The organism is Rhodoferax sp. SPJ4 (assembly GCF_058216275.1).
Window position 1 is genome coordinate 269,885 of record NZ_JBYZMN010000003.1, and the last position, 15,556, is coordinate 285,440.

Annotated in this window: 15 protein-coding genes and 1 riboswitch; of the genes, 8 read left to right on the forward strand and 7 right to left on the reverse strand. The window is 66.4% G+C overall.

The features are described from left to right. Positions 1-26 precede the first annotated feature (26 nt). Entirely contained in the window at positions 27-578 is a 552-nt protein-coding gene (locus AC4BAR_RS12445; RefSeq protein WP_490628183.1) for an adenine phosphoribosyltransferase, read from the forward strand. Between the two features lie 18 nt (positions 579-596). On the opposite strand, the gene mnmE is transcribed toward AC4BAR_RS12445, so the two are convergent. The 5 genes from mnmE to rpmH all read right to left on the reverse strand — a co-directional run bounded on the left by mnmE (position 597) and on the right by rpmH (position 4,628). Then, on the reverse strand, positions 597-2,006 hold the full coding sequence (mnmE, locus tag AC4BAR_RS12450) for a tRNA uridine-5-carboxymethylaminomethyl(34) synthesis GTPase MnmE (RefSeq protein ID WP_490628184.1): 1,410 nt from the start codon (positions 2,004-2,006) through the stop codon (positions 597-599). 91 nt (positions 2,007-2,097) lie between these two features. Beyond that, the gene (gene yidC / locus AC4BAR_RS12455) at positions 2,098-3,813 is read right to left on the reverse strand and encodes a membrane protein insertase YidC (protein WP_490628185.1); all 1,716 of its coding nucleotides are present in this window, start codon (positions 3,811-3,813) and stop codon (positions 2,098-2,100) included. Then, on the reverse strand, positions 3,810-4,082 hold the full coding sequence (yidD, locus tag AC4BAR_RS12460; RefSeq protein WP_490628186.1) for a membrane protein insertion efficiency factor YidD: 273 nt from the start codon (positions 4,080-4,082) through the stop codon (positions 3,810-3,812). Before yidD ends, yidC begins: the two co-directional genes overlap by 4 nt. Next, positions 4,079-4,435, reverse strand: a complete 357-nt coding sequence (locus AC4BAR_RS12465; protein WP_490628187.1) for a ribonuclease P protein component — start codon at positions 4,433-4,435, stop codon at positions 4,079-4,081. Before AC4BAR_RS12465 ends, yidD begins: the two co-directional genes overlap by 4 nt. 58 nt (positions 4,436-4,493) lie before the next feature. Then, positions 4,494-4,628: a 50S ribosomal protein L34 gene (gene rpmH / locus AC4BAR_RS12470; RefSeq protein ID WP_055837473.1), complete on the reverse strand. Its 135-nt coding sequence runs from the start codon at positions 4,626-4,628 to the stop codon at positions 4,494-4,496. Positions 4,629-4,877: 249 nt separating this feature from the next. On the opposite strand from rpmH, the gene dnaA reads away from it, so the two are divergent. The 6 genes from dnaA (at position 4,878) to AC4BAR_RS12500 (ending at position 11,757) form a co-directional block, all read left to right on the forward strand. After that, positions 4,878-6,272 (forward strand): chromosomal replication initiator protein DnaA, encoded by a 1,395-nt coding sequence (dnaA, locus tag AC4BAR_RS12475; protein WP_490628188.1) that lies wholly within the window; start codon positions 4,878-4,880, stop codon positions 6,270-6,272. 10 nt (positions 6,273-6,282) lie between these two features. Continuing rightward, entirely contained in the window at positions 6,283-6,501 is a 219-nt protein-coding gene (locus AC4BAR_RS12480) for a hypothetical protein (RefSeq protein ID WP_490628189.1), read from the forward strand. A 22-nt stretch (positions 6,502-6,523) separates the two neighbouring features. Further along, a complete protein-coding gene (gene dnaN / locus AC4BAR_RS12485; protein WP_490628190.1) occupies positions 6,524-7,630 on the forward strand; it encodes a DNA polymerase III subunit beta in 1,107 nt (368 codons plus the stop codon). 107 nt (positions 7,631-7,737) lie between these two features. Further along, positions 7,738-10,362, forward strand: coding sequence for a DNA topoisomerase (ATP-hydrolyzing) subunit B (gene gyrB, locus AC4BAR_RS12490; protein ID WP_490628191.1), 2,625 nt, complete (start codon positions 7,738-7,740; stop codon positions 10,360-10,362). A 3-nt stretch (positions 10,363-10,365) separates the two neighbouring features. Further along, on the forward strand, positions 10,366-11,133 hold the full coding sequence (locus AC4BAR_RS12495; protein ID WP_490628192.1) for a pseudouridine synthase: 768 nt from the start codon (positions 10,366-10,368) through the stop codon (positions 11,131-11,133). Between the two features lie 9 nt (positions 11,134-11,142). Next, positions 11,143-11,757, forward strand: a complete 615-nt coding sequence (locus tag AC4BAR_RS12500) for a 3'-5' exonuclease (RefSeq protein WP_490628193.1) — start codon at positions 11,143-11,145, stop codon at positions 11,755-11,757. Positions 11,758-11,764: 7 nt separating this feature from the next. On the opposite strand, the gene AC4BAR_RS12505 is transcribed toward AC4BAR_RS12500, so the two are convergent. Continuing rightward, positions 11,765-13,855, reverse strand: a complete 2,091-nt coding sequence (locus tag AC4BAR_RS12505) for a S53 family peptidase (protein WP_490628194.1) — start codon at positions 13,853-13,855, stop codon at positions 11,765-11,767. Positions 13,856-13,944: 89 nt separating this feature from the next. Beyond that, a riboswitch (cyclic di-GMP riboswitch) is annotated at positions 13,945-14,031 on the reverse strand. 229 nt (positions 14,032-14,260) lie between these two features. Between AC4BAR_RS12505 and AC4BAR_RS12510 the strand changes: the two genes are divergently transcribed. Next, complete coding sequence (locus AC4BAR_RS12510; protein WP_490628195.1) at positions 14,261-14,842, forward strand: NnrU family protein; 582 nt, start codon at positions 14,261-14,263, stop codon at positions 14,840-14,842. A gap of 38 nt (positions 14,843-14,880) precedes the next feature. On the opposite strand, the gene AC4BAR_RS12515 is transcribed toward AC4BAR_RS12510, so the two are convergent. Next, complete coding sequence (locus AC4BAR_RS12515; protein WP_490628196.1) at positions 14,881-15,543, reverse strand: hypothetical protein; 663 nt, start codon at positions 15,541-15,543, stop codon at positions 14,881-14,883. Positions 15,544-15,556 lie beyond the last annotated feature (13 nt).

A 15,556-nucleotide genomic window follows, 5' to 3' on the forward strand; every position in this document is an offset into this window, starting at 1 on the left:
TCCCGCTTGCCACCACGCTGACCCCCATGGCCACAGACATCGCGGCGCTGCTGCGCCACCACATCCGCACCGTGCCCGACTGGCCCGCCCCCGGCGTGCAGTTCCGCGACATCACACCGCTGCTGCAAGACCCGGCTGTGTTCCGTGCGCTGATCGACGCCTTTGTGGACCGCTACCGCGCCCCGGGCCACCGGCCCGACGTGGTGGCCGGGCTGGACGCGCGGGGCTTCATCATCGGCTCGGTGGTGGCCTACCAGCTGGGCCTGGGTTTTGTGCCCATCCGCAAAAAAGGCAAGCTGCCCTTCACCACGGTGCAGGAAACCTATGAGCTGGAGTACGGCAGCGCCACGGTGGAATTGCACAGCGACGCGGTACAGCCCGGCCAGCGGGTGCTGCTGATCGACGACCTGATTGCCACCGGCGGCACCATGATGGCCGGCAAGGCCTTGCTGGAGCGCCTGGGCGCCCAGGTGGTGGAGGGCGCGGCCATTGTGGACCTGCCCGAGTTGGGCGGCTCGGCCCGGCTGCAGGCGGCCGGCCTGCCGCTGTTCACGCTGGTGGATTTCGCCGGCCACTGAGGCTGGCCACCATGGGCCTCACTTGCCGATGCAGAAGCTGGAGAAGATCTCGCCCAGCAAATCGTCGGCGCTGAATTCGCCGGTGATGGCGCCCAGGGCCTGCTGGGCCAGGCGCAGCTCCTCGGCCAGCAGGTCCAATGCCGGGGCCCGCGCGTTCAAGCGCTGGGAGGCGCCGTCCAGGTGGGTCGCCACCGCGGCCAGCGCCTGCACATGGCGTTCGCGGGCCAGGTAAACGCCCTCGGGCGCCGCCTGCCAGCCGGCGATCTCCAGCAGGCGGCGGCGCAGCGCGTCCAGGCCGTCGCCGGTCTTGGCCGACAGGCGGAGGGCGTCCGCCGCCAGCGCGGCCGTGCTGGCCGCATCGCATTTGTTCCACAGGTCGACCACCGGCACCTGGGCCGGCAGCTTGTCGGCCAGCGCCTCGGCGATGGCCTGGTCGGCGGCTTGGTACTGCGGGTCTGGGGCGCGCGTCAGGTCGTGCAGAAACAGCACCGCGTCGGCCCGCTCGATTTCGCCCCAGGCACGGGCAATGCCGATGCGCTCCACCTCGTCGTGGCTGTCGCGCAGGCCGGCGGTGTCGATCACATGCAGCGGCACGCCGTCGATCTGGATGGTCTGCGCCACCTTGTCGCGGGTGGTGCCGGCCACCGGGGTAACGATGGCCAGCTCGGCCCCGGCCAGCGCGTTCAGCAGCGAGCTCTTGCCGGCGTTGGGCTGGCCGGCAATCACCACGGTGATGCCTTCGCGCAGCAGCGCGCCCTGCCGGGTGCGTTGCTGGACCCGGGTCAGCTGGGTTTGCAGCGCCTGCAACTGGCCGCGGGCGTCGGCCTGTTGCAAGAAGTCGATGTCTTCCTCGGGAAAGTCCAGCGTGGCCTCGACCAGCATGCGCAAATGCACCAGCGCGTCTTTCAGACTGTGCACCTCGGCCGAGAACTCGCCCGAGAGCGAGCGGCTGGCGCTGCGCGCCGCGGCCTCGGTGCTGGCGTCAATCAGGTCGGCCACCGCCTCGGCCTGGGCCAGGTCCAGCTTGTCGTTCAGGTAGGCGCGGCGGGTGAATTCGCCCGGTTCGGCCAGCCGCAAATGGGGCAAACAAGGCAGGCCGGTGGCGGCCTGCGGCGTGGCAGCGGCCTCCAGGCAGCGTGCCAGCAGCAGCTGCAGAACCACTGGGCCGCCATGGGCCTGCAGCTCCAGCACGTCCTCGCCGGTGTAGGAATGCGGGCCGGGGAAAAACAGCGCCAGGCCATGGTCGATGGGCTGGCCAGCGGCGTCGCGGAACGGCAAGTAAGTGGCTTCGCGGGGGTTCAGCGGCCGGCCGCACAGCGCCAGCACCAGCGGTGCGATCTGCCAGCCCGACACCCGCACGATGCCCACCGCACCGCGCCCGGGGGCGGTGGCGATGGCGGCGATCGGGTCGTCGTGGCGGGCGAACATGGTCACTATCTTCGGGCAGTTTGCAGAAAAAAGGCCGCTCGCGGTGAAGCGGGCGGCCTGGCAGGGCAACGCAAGGGCGTCACCGCCGGGTTCAGGACGATTTGTTGCGGAACAAATCGAAGGGGTTGGACGGCTTGGTCAACACACCCAGGCGCTTGTTGATGAAGTACTGCTGGGCGATCGACAAGGTGTTGTTGGTGATCCAGTACAGCACCAGGCCGGCCGGGAAAAAGAAGAACATCACGCTGAAGGCCAGCGGCATGATCCACATCATCTTGGCCTGCATCGGGTCCGGCGGCGTGGGGTTGAGCCAGGTCTGCAGCAGCGAGGTGGCGGTCATCACCACCGGCAGGATGAAATACGGGTCGGGCGTGGCCAGGTCATGGATCCAGCCCACCCAGGGGGCGTTGCGCATGTCCACCGAGCTGAGCAGCACCCAGTACAAGGCGATGAAAACCGGGATCTGGACCAGGATGGGGAAGCAGCCACCCATGGGGTTGACCTTTTCCTCCTTGTAGATCTTCATCATCTCCTGCTGCATTTCCTGCGGCTTGCTCTTCAGCCGCTCGCGCATCTCGGTGATGCGTGGCGTGACCGCCTTCATCTTGGCCATGCTGGCATAGGCCTTGGCATTGAGCCAGTAGAAGGCCGCTTTCAACAGCACCACCAGCGCCACGATGGACCAGCCCCAGTTGGCGATGAAGCCATTGAGGGTGAACAGCAGCCAATACAACGGCTTGGCCAGGATGGTCAGCCAGCCGTAGTCCTTGACCAGTTCCAGCCCTGGGTAGAGCTTTTCCAGCACCTTTTCTTCCTGCGGGCCGGCGAACAAACGCGATTCCACCGTCTTGGTGGTGCCGGGGGCGATGGCCTCCAGCGGCGTGATCATGCCCACGGCGTACAGGTTGGTGTCGACCTTGCGGACAAACATCTCGCGCGCCACACCATCGGCCAGCAGCCAGGCACTGGCAAAGTAGTGCTGCACCATGGCCACGTAGCCATTGCTGCTGTTCTTGTCGACCTCGGCCTTGCCCTTTTCGATGTCGGCAAAGTCCACCTTGTGGAATTTCTTCGCATCGGTGTAGACCGCCGGTCCGGTGAAGGTGAAATAGAACGATGACTCGCCGGGCGGCTTGTTGCCGTCGCGCACCAGCTGCAGGTAGAGCTGCGGCGCCACCGCGGCCGCGCCGTTGTTGACGATGTCGTGCTTGACGGCGATGTCGTAGGTGCCGCGGCGCAAGGTGTAGGTCTTGACCAGCTTGACGCCGGCCACTTCGGCCGACTCGAAACGCACCACCAGCTCGTTGCTGCCGTCTTTCAGCGTGCGCTCACCGGGCACCACCGTCATCGGCGTCTTGTGGGTGGGGAAGCTGCCACCGGCGGCACCGGCCACCAGTCCGGTCTGGGCCAGGTAGACACGCTCTTTGCTTTCGTCGAACAGCACCACGTTGCGGCTGCGATCGTTGAAATCCACATGCTTGAGCATCTCGGCATGCACCAGCGAACCGCCTTCGCTGTCGAAGGCCAGCTTCAGCACGTCGGTGCTCACCTCGACGCGCTGGCGGGCCGCAGCGAGGTCGTTGCCGGTGGACGGCACAGCCGCCACGCCGCCGGTCGCGCCGGGCAGGGCGGCGGTGGCCGTCGGCACGGCCGCACTGGCAGGCGCCTTGGCGGGCACAGCAGCCTGTTTTTCAGGCGTCGGGAAAAAAGTGGCCTTGTGCCCGTTGTGCAACTGCCATTGGTCCCACAGCAGGATCACGGAGAAGCCAAAAATCACCCACAGGATGGTGCGGCGGATGTCGTTCATGAGGGTTTCTTTGCAGAAAGAGGGGAAAACAGGCGACCAAACAAACGCGGCGCCTGAGCGGGCACCTCGTCATGGCCACCCTCACACCAGGGCTGGCAACGCAGGATGCGCCGCACGGCCAGGTAGCTGCCGGCACCGGCACCATGCAGCTCAAGGGCTTGCAAGGCATAAGTGGAGCAGGAGGGAAAGTAGCGGCAATTGGCCCCCAGGCTGGGGCTGATGCACAAGCGGTAGGCCTTGACCAAGCCCATCAGCAGGCCGCGCATCATGGCACGAGCCCGGCAAACAGCTGCTGGAGTTCGGTGCGCACGGCGGCTTTCAGCGCGTCAGAGGTGGCACTGGGGAAATCGGCGCGGCTGAAGGCCTGACGCAGCCGCACCACATGGGCCTTGTCGCCCAGCGAGGCCGAAGCTTCTGCCGCCACGGTGTAGATCTGCCGGCGCAGGGTGTTGCGCGTGACCGCCCGCTTGGCCCAGCGTTTGGGCAGCATGGCTCCGAGCCAAGGCTCCGGCGCAGCCGGGTTGGGACGGAAATCGGCGAAGAGGGACGCCAGCATGTCTGGCGTCAGCGCCTTGCGATGCAAGACGAAGTGCGCAGTGCGCGCCACGGTCGTGCCATCCATCACGGCTTGGAATTGCGCGCGGGTAGTCAGCCGCTGCACCGCTGAAACAGCGCGATGCTCAGGCGGCCAGGCGCTTGCGGCCCTTGGCGCGGCGTGCGTTGATCACGGCACGGCCACCACGGGTCTTCATGCGGACCAAAAAGCCGTGGGTGCGGGCGCGGCGGATCTTGGAAGGTTGGTAGGTGCGCTTCATGGTATTTCCTGAAATGATCGGCCCTGAAACCTGCGTCTGGCCGCAGCCCCAAGCATGGGACACACTGCGCGACAAATCAGGGCAACCGCGGATTATCGCAAATTTTCAGCCGCTTGGGCAAGCGATCGGCTTTTGGGGTGGCCACCGCAGGCCGCCGGACTGGGCGTTTCCCGAATGTGGATAACTTGTTTGCCACCTACAATGCGGCAGGCCAAAAACGACAACTATCCACAAAGCCAGACAGGATTTATGAGCGAGGGAATTCTTCACAACGCCGGCCAGGGCCTATGGCAGGCCTGCATCGACCAACTGGCGCAGGAGTTGCCCGAGCAGCAGTTCAACACCTGGATCCGACCGCTGGTGGCTGAGGTGGCGGAAGACCTTTCCAAAGTCACTGTGCTGGTGGCCAACCGCTTCAAGCTCGACTGGGTGCGGGCCCAGTACGCCGGCCGCATCGCCGCCATGCTGGAAAAATTCTCGGGCCAGCAAATCACCATGGAGTTAGCGCTTGCTCCGCGTGAAGAGAAGGCCAGGCATCGCATTGTTCCCACCGAGGTGGACGAACAGGCGCTGGTGGAACCAGCCGGGCTGGCCACGCCAGAAGACGCAGCCAACGCCGGTTTCAAAACCCGCCTCAACACCGCCCTGACCTTTGACACCCTGGTAGAAGGCACGGCCAACCGCATGGCGCGGGCCGCCGCCATGCATGTGTCGGGCATGCCCGGGCATTTGTACAACCCTTTGTTCATCTACGGCGGTGTGGGCCTGGGCAAGACCCATTTGATGCACGCGGTGGGCAACCGGCTGCTGGCAGACCGCCCCCAGGCCAAAGTTCTCTACATCCATGCCGAGCAGTTCGTGTCGGATGTGGTTAAGGCCTACCAGCGCAAGACTTTCGACGAGTTCAAGCACCGCTACCACTCGCTGGATTTGCTGCTGATCGACGACGTGCAGTTCTTCGCCAACAAGGAACGCACCCAGGAAGAGTTCTTCAACGCCTTCGAGGCTTTGCTGGCCCGCAAGTCGCACATCGTGATGACCAGCGACACCTACCCCAAAGGCCTGGCCGACATCCACGAGCGCCTGGTGTCGCGCTTCGATTCCGGCCTGACGGTGGCGATCGAGCCGCCGGAGCTGGAAATGCGGGTGGCGATTCTGATCAGCAAGGCGCGTTCTGAAGGCGCCGACATGCCGGAAGAGGTGGCCTTCTTCGTCGCCAAAAACGTGCGTTCCAACGTGCGTGAGCTCGAAGGCGCGCTGCGCAAGATCCTGGCCTATTCCCGCTTTAACCAGAAAGAGATCTCCATTGCGCTGGCCCGTGAGGCCCTGCGCGACCTGCTGAGCATCCAGAACCGGCAGATCTCGGTGGAAAACATCCAGAAGACGGTGGCCGACTACTACAAGATCAAGGTCGCCGACATGTATTCCAAGAAACGGCCGGCCAGCATCGCCCGGCCGCGGCAGATCGCCATGTATCTGGCCAAGGAACTGACGCAGAAGAGCCTGCCGGAGATCGGCGAGCTGTTTGGCGGCCGTGACCACACCACGGTGCTGCACGCGGTGCGCAAGATCTCGGGCGAACGCCAACAGCTGACCGAGCTGAACCAGCAGCTGCATGTGCTGGAACAGACGCTGAAAGGCTGACCCCCCCGTGATGACCACCGCCCTGACAACCCTGTGGACAACGCTGGCACAAGCCATGACTTGTCCACAGGCGCATGGCTTTTTGCAAAGTTGTTCATGGTTGGGAAGCAGCGTCGATGCAGGGCTGCGCACAGGCTTCAACAGGCGCCAAGTGCTTGATAAAAAAGGGGAAAATAGGGCTGTCCACAGCGCAGCGCTTCTCTTATCTACTACTGCTAATTTAAATTAAAGAAATTAAAGAAGAGGTTGACATGATCGTCCTGAAGGCAACTCAAGACAAAGTGCTGGCGGTGCTGCAGTCGGTGGCTGGCATCGTGGAGCGGCGGCACACCCTGCCCATCCTGGCCAATGTGCTGATCCGCAAGACCGGCCACCAGCTGCAGCTGACGACCAGCGACCTCGAAATCCAGATCCGCACCGTGGCCGAGCTGGACGGTGACGAAGGCAACTTCACCACCACCGTGGGCGCCCGCAAGCTGATCGACATCCTGCGCACCATGCCGTCGGACCAGACGGTGTCGCTGGAGTCCAGCCAGAACAAGCTGATTCTGAAGGGCGGCAAGAGCAAGTTCACGCTGCAAAGCATGGCCGCCGAAGACTTTCCGCTGGTGCAGGAAGCGGCCAACTTCGGCCCGGTGTTCAGCGTGCCGCAAAAGACACTGAAGGCCTTGCTGAGCCAGGTCTCGTTTGCGATGGCGGTGCACGACATCCGCTACTATCTGAACGGCATCCTGTTCGTGGCCGAGGGCAAGCAGCTGAGCCTGGTGGCCACCGACGGCCACCGCCTGGCCTTTGCCAGCGCCACGCTGGACGTGGAGGTGCCGCGCCAGGAAGTCATCCTGCCGCGCAAGACCGTGCTGGAAATGCAGCGTTTGCTGAGCGACGCCGAAGGCGCGATCGACATGCAGTTTGCCGGCAACCAGGCCAAGTTCAGCTTTGATGGCATGGAGTTCGTCACCAAGCTGGTGGAAGGCAAGTTCCCGGATTACAACCGCGTGATTCCCAAGAACCACAAGAACAGCGTCACGCTGGGCCGCACGGCCTTGCTGGCTAGCCTGCAGCGCACCGCCATCCTGACCAGCGAGAAGTTCAAGGGCGTGCGCCTGAACCTCGACCCCGGCACCCTGCGGGTGGCGTCCAACAACGCCGAGCAGGAAGAGGCGGTGGACGAGCTGGACATTGACTACGGTGGTGACAGCATCGAAATCGGCTTCAACGTCACCTACCTCATCGATGCACTGGCCAACATGGACCAGGACATGGTCAAGCTGGAGCTGTCGGACGCCAACAGCTCGGCCCTGGTGACCATTCCCGACAACACCAGCTTTAAGTACGTGGTGATGCCGATGCGCATCTGATGCCCTTCAAAAAAGAGCGTTCAAAAACCACAACCCGCAGGCCGCTGCGGGTTTGGTCATTCCAGCGATAGCAAAACAGCGGTTTTCCGAAGACAGACAGGCAGTCCATGAGCACCAACAACCCCGCCAACCCGACCGACCACAACGCCACGCCCCTGGGCGAGCCGGGTGCGGACAGCTCGAACTTTCAGCCCAAGATCGACGCCCACCAGGCCGGTGCCAGCGAAGGCTATGGCGAAGGTGCGATCCAGATCCTGGAAGGCCTGGAGGCGGTGCGCAAGCGCCCCGGCATGTACATCGGTGACACCTCTGACGGCACCGGCCTGCACCACCTAGTTTTCGAGGTGGTGGACAACTCGATTGACGAGGCCCTGGCCGGCCATTGCGACGACATCGTGGTCACCATCCATTCCGACAATTCCATCAGCGTGGTGGACAACGGCCGTGGCATTCCCACCGGCATCAAGATGGACGACAAGCACGAGCCCAAGCGCAGTGCGGCCGAGATCGCGCTGACCGAGCTGCACGCCGGTGGCAAGTTCAACCAGAACAGCTACAAGGTGTCGGGTGGCCTGCACGGCGTGGGCGTGAGCTGCGTGAACGCGCTGTCCAAGATGCTGCGCCTGACCGTGCGCCGCGAGGGCAAGGTCCATGTGCTGGAGTTCAGCAAGGGTTTTGTGCAGAACCGAATCGTCGAGAAGTTCAACGGCGTAGACATCTCGCCGATGCAAATCCTGGGCGACACCGAGAAACGCGGCACCGAGGTGCACTTTCTGCCCGACACCGAGATCTTCAAGGAAAACAACGATTTCCATTACGAGATCCTCAGCAAGCGGCTGCGCGAGCTGAGCTTTTTGAACAACGGCGTGCGCATCCGTCTGCTCGACGAGCGCAGTGGCAAGAGCGATGACTTTTCCGGTGCCGGTGGCGTCAAAGGCTTTGTGGACTTCATCAACAAGGGCAAGCAGGTGCTGCACCCCAACAGCTTCCACGCCATGGGCGATCGGCAGAGCGACCAGGGCACCAACATCGGTGTCGAGGTGGCGATGCAGTGGAACAGCGGCTACAACGAGCAGGTGCTGTGTTTCACCAACAACATCCCGCAGCGCGACGGCGGCACCCACCTGACCGGTCTGCGCGCCGCCATGACCCGGGTGGTAGGCAAGTACATCGAGAGCAACGAGCTGGCCAAGAAAGCCAAGGTCGAAGTCACCGGTGACGACATGCGTGAAGGCCTGTGCTGTGTGCTGAGCGTCAAGGTGCCCGAGCCCAAGTTCAGCAGCCAGACCAAGGACAAGCTGGTCAGCTCCGAGGTGCGCGGCCCGGTGGAAGACATCGTGGGCAAGCTGCTGGCCGATTACCTGGAAGAACGGCCCAACGACGCCAAGATCATCGTCGGCAAGATTCTGGAGGCCGCCCGGGCCCGTGAAGCCGCCCGCAAGGCCCGCGAGATGACGCGCCGCAAAGGCGTGTTGGACGGCATGGGCCTGCCCGGCAAGCTGGCCGACTGCCAGGAAAAAGACCCGGCCATGTGCGAGATCTACCTGGTGGAGGGCGACTCCGCCGGTGGCAGCGCCAAGCAGGGCCGCGACCGCAAGTTCCAGGCCATCCTGCCGCTGCGCGGCAAGATCCTGAACGTGGAAAAAGCGCGCTACGAAAAGCTGCTCACCAGCAACGAAATTCTCACGCTCATCACCGCCCTGGGCACCGGCATCGGCAAGGCTGGCAGCACCGACGGCAAGAGCGGCGCCGATGACTTTGACGTGGCCAAGCTGCGCTACCACCGCATCATCATCATGACCGACGCCGACGTGGACGGCGCCCACATCCGCACCCTGCTGCTGACCTTTTTCTACCGGCAAATGCCCGAGCTGGTGGAGCGCGGCCACATCTACATCGCCCAGCCGCCGCTGTACAAGGTCAAGGTCGGCAAGGAAGAGCAGTACCTGAAAGACGGTGGCGAGCTCGACCGCTTTTTGCTGCGCGTGGCTCTGAACGGCGCCAGCGTGGTCACCGGTGGTGACAACCCCACCACGCTGAGCGGCGACACCTTGGGCGAGCTGGCCCGCAAACACCAGCTGGCCGAGGGCGTGATTGCCCGCCTGGGTGGCTACATGGACGCCGAGGCCTTGCGCGCCATCGCTGACGGTGTGACCCTCAAGCTCGACACCGTGGCCGACGCCGAAGCCTGCGCCGTGGCCTTGCAGGCCAAGCTGCGTGAACTCAGCACCACCGGCATCCCCGCCGAGGTGGCCAGCGAGTTCGACGTGCGCAGCGACAAGCCCATTCTGCGCATCAGCCGCCGCCACCACGGCAACATCAAGAGCAGCGTGCTGACCCAAGATTTTGTGCACGGTGCCGACTACGCCGCGCTGGCCGAGGCCGCCAACACCTTCCGTGGCCTGCTGGGCGAAGGCGCGAAAGTGATGCGCGGCGAAGGCGAGCGGCAGAAGGAAGAAAAAGTGGCCGACTTCCGCCAGGCCATGCGCTGGCTGATCGGCCAGGCCGAAAACGCCACCGCCCGCCAGCGCTACAAGGGCCTGGGCGAGATGAACCCCGAGCAGCTGTGGGAAACCACCATGGACCCCACGGTGCGCCGCTTGCTGCGGGTGCAGATCGACGACGCCATCGAGGCCGACCGCGTGTTCACCATGCTGATGGGCGACGAGGTCGAACCACGCCGCGAGTTCATCGAGCAGAACGCCTTGCGGGCGGCGAACATCGACGTCTGATCGTTGTCGCTACCGATCCTCTGGTGCGACGACCACCTGGTGGTGGTCCACAAGCCCGCCGGCTGGCTGGTCCATCGCACCGGCCTGGACGCCGGTGAAACCCGCTGGGTCATGCAGGCGCTGCGTGACCAGCTGGGCCAGCGGGTGTGGCCGGCCCACCGGCTCGACAAAGGCACTTGTGGCGTGCTGGCGTTTGCGTTGCATGCCGATGCTGCCCGCGCGCTGACCCAGGCGTTTGCCGAGGGGCGGGTGCACAAGCGCTACCTGGCCCTGGTGCGGGGTTGGCCTGCTGACCAGCAACGGGTGGACCACCCGCTCCGACCCGACGATGCGCCCGCGCACTCGGCGGTGCAGCCGGCTGTGACCCGCTTCAAGACCTTGCGGCGCTGGGACTGGCCCGAGGCCGCCGATGCGCGGCACGCCAGCACCCGCGTGGCCCTGGTGCTGGCCGAGCCGCTCACCGGGCGGCGCCACCAGATCCGTCGCCACCTCAAGCACATTGCCCACCCCATCATTGGCGACGCCACCCATGGCAAGGGCCCCCTCAACCGCTGGTGGGCCGAGCGCCTGGGCGGCCAGCGCCTGTGGCTGCATGCCTGGCAATTGACGCTGCCCCACCCGGTCACCGGGGCCTGGGTCACGGTGGACAGCGGGCTGGGTGGGCCCGGCAGTGGGGACGCTGAAGACGCGGCCAATCCGCATGCTCTGGGGGCTGATTGGCGGGCGCTTTGGTGCCGCCTGGCTGCTCGTGCGATCGAGCCGCCCCGCTAGACTCATCCCATGCCCCCCATCGCCGTCATCGACTTTGAAACCACCGGCCTGTCGCCCGACCGGGGCGACCGCGCGACCGAGGTCGCCATCGTGCTGCTGGAGGGCGAGCAGATCGTCGACCGGTTTCACAGCCTGATGAACGCCGGCGTGCGCATCTCGGCCTTCATCGAGGCCTTCACCGGCATCAGCAACGCCATGGTGGCCGCTGCGCCGCCGGCCGAGCAGGTGATGCTGGAGGCCAGCCGCTTTGTCGGTGATGCGCCCATGGTGGCCCACAACGCCGCGTTCGATCGACGCTTCTGGATGGCCGAGCTGGCACGGGCCGGTCAGCCCGCCACGCAGGCGTTTGCCTGCACGCTGCTGCTGGCGCGAAGGCTGTACCCCGACGCCCCCAGCCACAAGCTGGGCGCATTGGCCACGCTGTACGGCCTGCCGTCCTCAGGTCGGGCGCACCGGGCCCTGGCCGACGCGGAGATGGCGGCTTCGCTGTGGCAACGCATCCGGCGCGACCTGGGGCGCCGCCATGGGGTGCACGAGGCTTCTCACGGTGTGCTGGCGCAGCTGCAGAAATGCCCACGTCAGGCTTTGCCGGCCACCTTGTCGCGGCTGGCCCAGGCCGCGTGACGCTGGCTCATCTGGCGGTGATGGTGATGGGCAGCGTGGCCTGGGTGCGCAGGCCGGCCGAGTCGGTGGCGGCGATGGCCAGGCTGTAGCTGCCGGTCACCGGGCTGGGCCAGTACAGCGACAGCACCTGGCCGCTGGCCGAGAACTGAACGCCATAAGGCACGCCGCTGATGGCAATCGACATCGAGCGGCCGGCCGGGGACGACACGGTGATGCTGCCGCTCAGCGGCCGGCCCGCCACGCCGCTGATGGCCGGTGCGGTGACCACCGGCGCCAGCGAGGTGGCCTTGGCAATCACCACGGTGAGCACCGCGCTGCCGCTGAGACCGGTGCTGGTGTTGGTGGCCTTGACGGTCACCGCGTAGCTGCCGGCCACCGGGCTGGGCCAGCTCAGCACGCCGGTGCCGGCGATCACCATGCCGCTGGGTGCCCCCGTCAGCGAGAAGCTGGAGGCGCTGCCGCCACTGAGCTGCACCGTGTAGCTCAGCGCGCTGCCCACCGTGCCATTGACGGTGGCTGCGGCCACTACCGGGGCGGAGGCGGTGCTGGCGGCGGCGCCACCCAGCGTGCCCAGCAGGGTCGCGGCGTTGGGCGTGCCCAGGCCGGTGGGGGCGTCGTAGCCAATGTGGGCCAGGCACAGCAGGCAGCTGCCGTTGGACCCGCTGGTCACGTCGGCGAAGTTGGCGGCGTAGCTGCCGGGCACGCTGGCGATCTGGCCGTACAGCAGGCCGTGTGGTGCGCCCAGCGCCGGCTTGGCGCTTTGCGCCCGCAGCGCGTTGGCCACCGCCACCAGGCCCGCCCATTGCGGCGTGGACAGGCTGGTGCCGCCGGCACTGACCCAGCTGGGCGTGCTGCTGCCGGGCGAGAGGATGGCCACGAACTGGCCGGTGGACGGGTTGGCGTTGAAGGCCACGTCGGCCACCGCGCGTTTGCTCAGCAGGCCCAGGCCGGGCACCAGGCTGGTCTGGTAGCTGGGGGCCGCGGTGTAGAGGCTGACGCCACCACCGGCGCTGGACCAGGCGCTCTCCGTGCGTGTGCCGGTGCCGCTGTAGGTGAGCGAGGTGCCACCCACCGCCACCACCTTGGGCGACACGGCGGGCCAGGACACGGCCGTGCCCGAGTCGCCGGTGGCGGCCAGGTAGGTCATGTTGGTGCCTGCAAAGGCACTGTCCACCGAGGCGGTCCAGCTGCCTTCGTTGCTGCCAAAGCTCATGGACACCGCGCCCGGCCCCATGGCGTTGGCCAGCTTGATGCCGCCCAGCAGGCCGTTGAGCGAGGCGTCGGCCGATTCAATCAACACAATGCGGGCCAGCGGTGCGGTGGCATGGGCCCATTGCACGTCGAGCGCGATCTCGGTCGCCCAGCCGGCGTCGTAGGCCGGCGCGGTGGCGGTCATGCCGCCGGCCGCGGTGCTGTAGACCACCGACAAGGTGCAGCCCCCGGTCAGGCTGGGCGCAGCCAGTGGCAACGTGGCGGTGGGGCTGATGGCCTTGGCGGTGCAGCCCGGCAGGCCAAAGCGCTGGTTGAAGGCGTTCAGCTCGGCGGCGACGTTGGGGTTGTGCATCGCGTCGACGATATAGATGGTCTGGCCGGCGCCCATCTGCGCGGCCTGGGTGGCGGTGGGGGTGGTGCCAGTGGCCGGCAGGGCCGGCAGGCCGTAGGCGGCGCGGATCTGCGCCGGCGTGTAGGTGGTCACCGTGCTGCTGGTGGCCAGCGGGTTGAGCGTGCCGGGCTTGCGCAGCCGCTGCGCGCCTTTCAGGGCCTCCACCGTCAGACCGCCGGTGGGCAGCATGGCATCGTCGGCCGGAATGTCCTGCTTGTGCGGCGCGCGGCTGGCCGAGGCGGCGTTGTCCAGTGTGTCGGTGTCGGCCGGTTCGTCCAGCACCACCGGGGCGATGTGGAAGGACGGCTGGGCGGTCTGGCTGGCCGCATCAGGCGGCAGCGTAGCCTCGTCAATGACCAGGGTTTTGCTGCTGCTGGTCGCAGCCGCCATGTCCGTGCCGCCACCCCCGCCGCCGCAGGCCGTCAAGGCCAGCGCGGCGCCCAACGACAAGGCCCACAGGCCGGCCTGTGCAAAAGGGTGTGAGGGGGTGCGCATGAGGGCCTCGTTCTTCAGTCTGGCGAGGGCCTGGCGGCAACCATGGGCCGGTGGCACCGGCCAGGCACCGGGCAGGCCGGCGCCACTTGGTTGGCAACCCCGCTACCGTGGCGATGACTCGCTGTAGGCCGGAGGCTTTGCGTCCCTGCCTTTCGGCAGGTTTGCCCTCTGTGTCGACCGCTGCGGCATGCGGCGGTGGCGACACAGCTTCATCGTAGGAAATCCCGCCGGGTTTGTGGGGTGACCCAGTGCCACGAAGCCGGGGCTGCCGCGCATTTGTTCACGCCGCCGTGGTTCCAGCGGCGCGGCCACCCGACCGGGCACCGCCACCACCGGCGCCCCATGCGGCCCTTAGTGTTACAAGCCCGGGCAATAATCAGCCCTTCTTCACCCCACAGGCTTGCCATGACCGCACTCGTTCTCGGACTGATCCTTTTTCTGGGCGTGCACTCGACCCGCATCGTGGCCGATGGCTGGCGCAGCGGCATGGTGGCCAAGATGGGTTTGCTGTCGTGGAAGGCCGCCTACGCGGTGCTGTCGGTGGCCGGCTTTGCCTTGCTGGTGTGGGGCTATGGCCAGACCCGGCTGGCGCCGGTGGTGCTGTGGACGCCACCCACCGCCACCCGGCATGTGGCCGGCTTGCTGATGCTGGTGGCCTTTGTGATGCTGGCCGCGACCTATGTGCCCAGCAACGGCATCAAGGCCAGGCTCAAGCACCCCATGCTGCTGTCGGTCAAGGTCTGGGCGCTGGCCCACCTGCTGGCCAACGGCACGCTGGGCGCGGTGCTGCTGTTCGGTACTTTCCTGGTCTGGGCGGTGCTGTGTTTCCGCGCCGCCCGTCAGCGTGACCGCGCCGCCGGCACGGTCTACCCGGCGGGCACGGCGGTGGGCAGCATCACCACGGTGTTCATTGGCTTGGCTGGCTGGGCGGCATTTGCCTTCTGGCTGCACGGCGCCTTGATTGGCGTGCGGCCGTTCGGCGTCTGAGGGGCGCCTGAGCGCCGGCGGTCAGCCGGCAGGCGTTCTCAGCAGCCCAGGCTCGCCACGCGGGCCCGGGCTTTTTTCTGTTCGTCGCGCAGGCCGTTCTTCACCGCGGTGGGGTAGGTCTGTTTGAGCATCTCGTCGATCTCACCGGCCCGCACCTTCAGGAATTCGCATTCCTGGCCCTTGTCGGGTGCGGCGGCAATGGCGGGCGGCGGTGTGGCCGCGCCCTCGGCCGCGGGTTTGGCCAGCTTGCCCACCACCAGCGGGGCGGCGCCGCTCTTGGCGATGTCCTGGCCCTTCAGATCGCCCGGTGCGGCATTGGCGTTGGCCGCACGGATGCGGGCGATTTCCGATTCACCGGGGTTGCCGTATTCGGGCGCGGGCTGGCCGCCGCGGCATTCGGGGCCGGGGGTGCTGCCGGCGCAGGTGTTGACCCGGCTGCGTGACAGTTCACCACCGGCGATGTTGGGGGTGGCGCGGTCGGCCGGTGCCACAGCGGTGCCGGGTGCGGCCTCGATCGGCGACAGCTTGCCCTTGTTCCATGGCGCCACCAGCTCGATGTTTTGCCGGTTCTCCACCAGCCAGGTGCCACCCACGACCGCGCCCACGGCCGCGCCAATGCCGACGGTGGCCAGCAGCAGGCGCCGCGGCCAGGGCGAGGGTGGGGGGGGCAGGAAACGCGGGTCGCGGTCGTCGGCGTGCATGGGGGCGTCTTTC

What these genes read in the sequence shown, in the direction of transcription:
- AC4BAR_RS12445 (WP_490628183.1), top strand. Translation starts at nt 27, where the DNA reads ATGGCCACAGACATCGCGGCGCTGCTGCGCCACCACATCCGCACCGTG.
- mnmE (WP_490628184.1), bottom strand. Translation starts at nt 2,006, where the DNA reads ATGTTCGCCCGCCACGACGACCCGATCGCCGCCATCGCCACCGCCCCC.
- yidC (WP_490628185.1), bottom strand. Translation starts at nt 3,813, where the DNA reads ATGAACGACATCCGCCGCACCATCCTGTGGGTGATTTTTGGCTTCTCC.
- yidD (WP_490628186.1), bottom strand. Translation starts at nt 4,082, where the DNA reads ATGATGCGCGGCCTGCTGATGGGCTTGGTCAAGGCCTACCGCTTGTGC.
- AC4BAR_RS12465 (WP_490628187.1), bottom strand. Translation starts at nt 4,435, where the DNA reads ATGGATGGCACGACCGTGGCGCGCACTGCGCACTTCGTCTTGCATCGC.
- rpmH (WP_055837473.1), bottom strand. Translation starts at nt 4,628, where the DNA reads ATGAAGCGCACCTACCAACCTTCCAAGATCCGCCGCGCCCGCACCCAC.
- dnaA (WP_490628188.1), top strand. Translation starts at nt 4,878, where the DNA reads ATGAGCGAGGGAATTCTTCACAACGCCGGCCAGGGCCTATGGCAGGCC.
- AC4BAR_RS12480 (WP_490628189.1), top strand. Translation starts at nt 6,283, where the DNA reads ATGACCACCGCCCTGACAACCCTGTGGACAACGCTGGCACAAGCCATG.
- dnaN (WP_490628190.1), top strand. Translation starts at nt 6,524, where the DNA reads ATGATCGTCCTGAAGGCAACTCAAGACAAAGTGCTGGCGGTGCTGCAG.
- gyrB (WP_490628191.1), top strand. Translation starts at nt 7,738, where the DNA reads ATGAGCACCAACAACCCCGCCAACCCGACCGACCACAACGCCACGCCC.
- AC4BAR_RS12500 (WP_490628193.1), top strand. Translation starts at nt 11,143, where the DNA reads ATGCCCCCCATCGCCGTCATCGACTTTGAAACCACCGGCCTGTCGCCC.
- AC4BAR_RS12505 (WP_490628194.1), bottom strand. Translation starts at nt 13,855, where the DNA reads ATGCGCACCCCCTCACACCCTTTTGCACAGGCCGGCCTGTGGGCCTTG.
- AC4BAR_RS12510 (WP_490628195.1), top strand. Translation starts at nt 14,261, where the DNA reads ATGACCGCACTCGTTCTCGGACTGATCCTTTTTCTGGGCGTGCACTCG.
- AC4BAR_RS12515 (WP_490628196.1), bottom strand. Translation starts at nt 15,543, where the DNA reads ATGCACGCCGACGACCGCGACCCGCGTTTCCTGCCCCCCCCACCCTCG.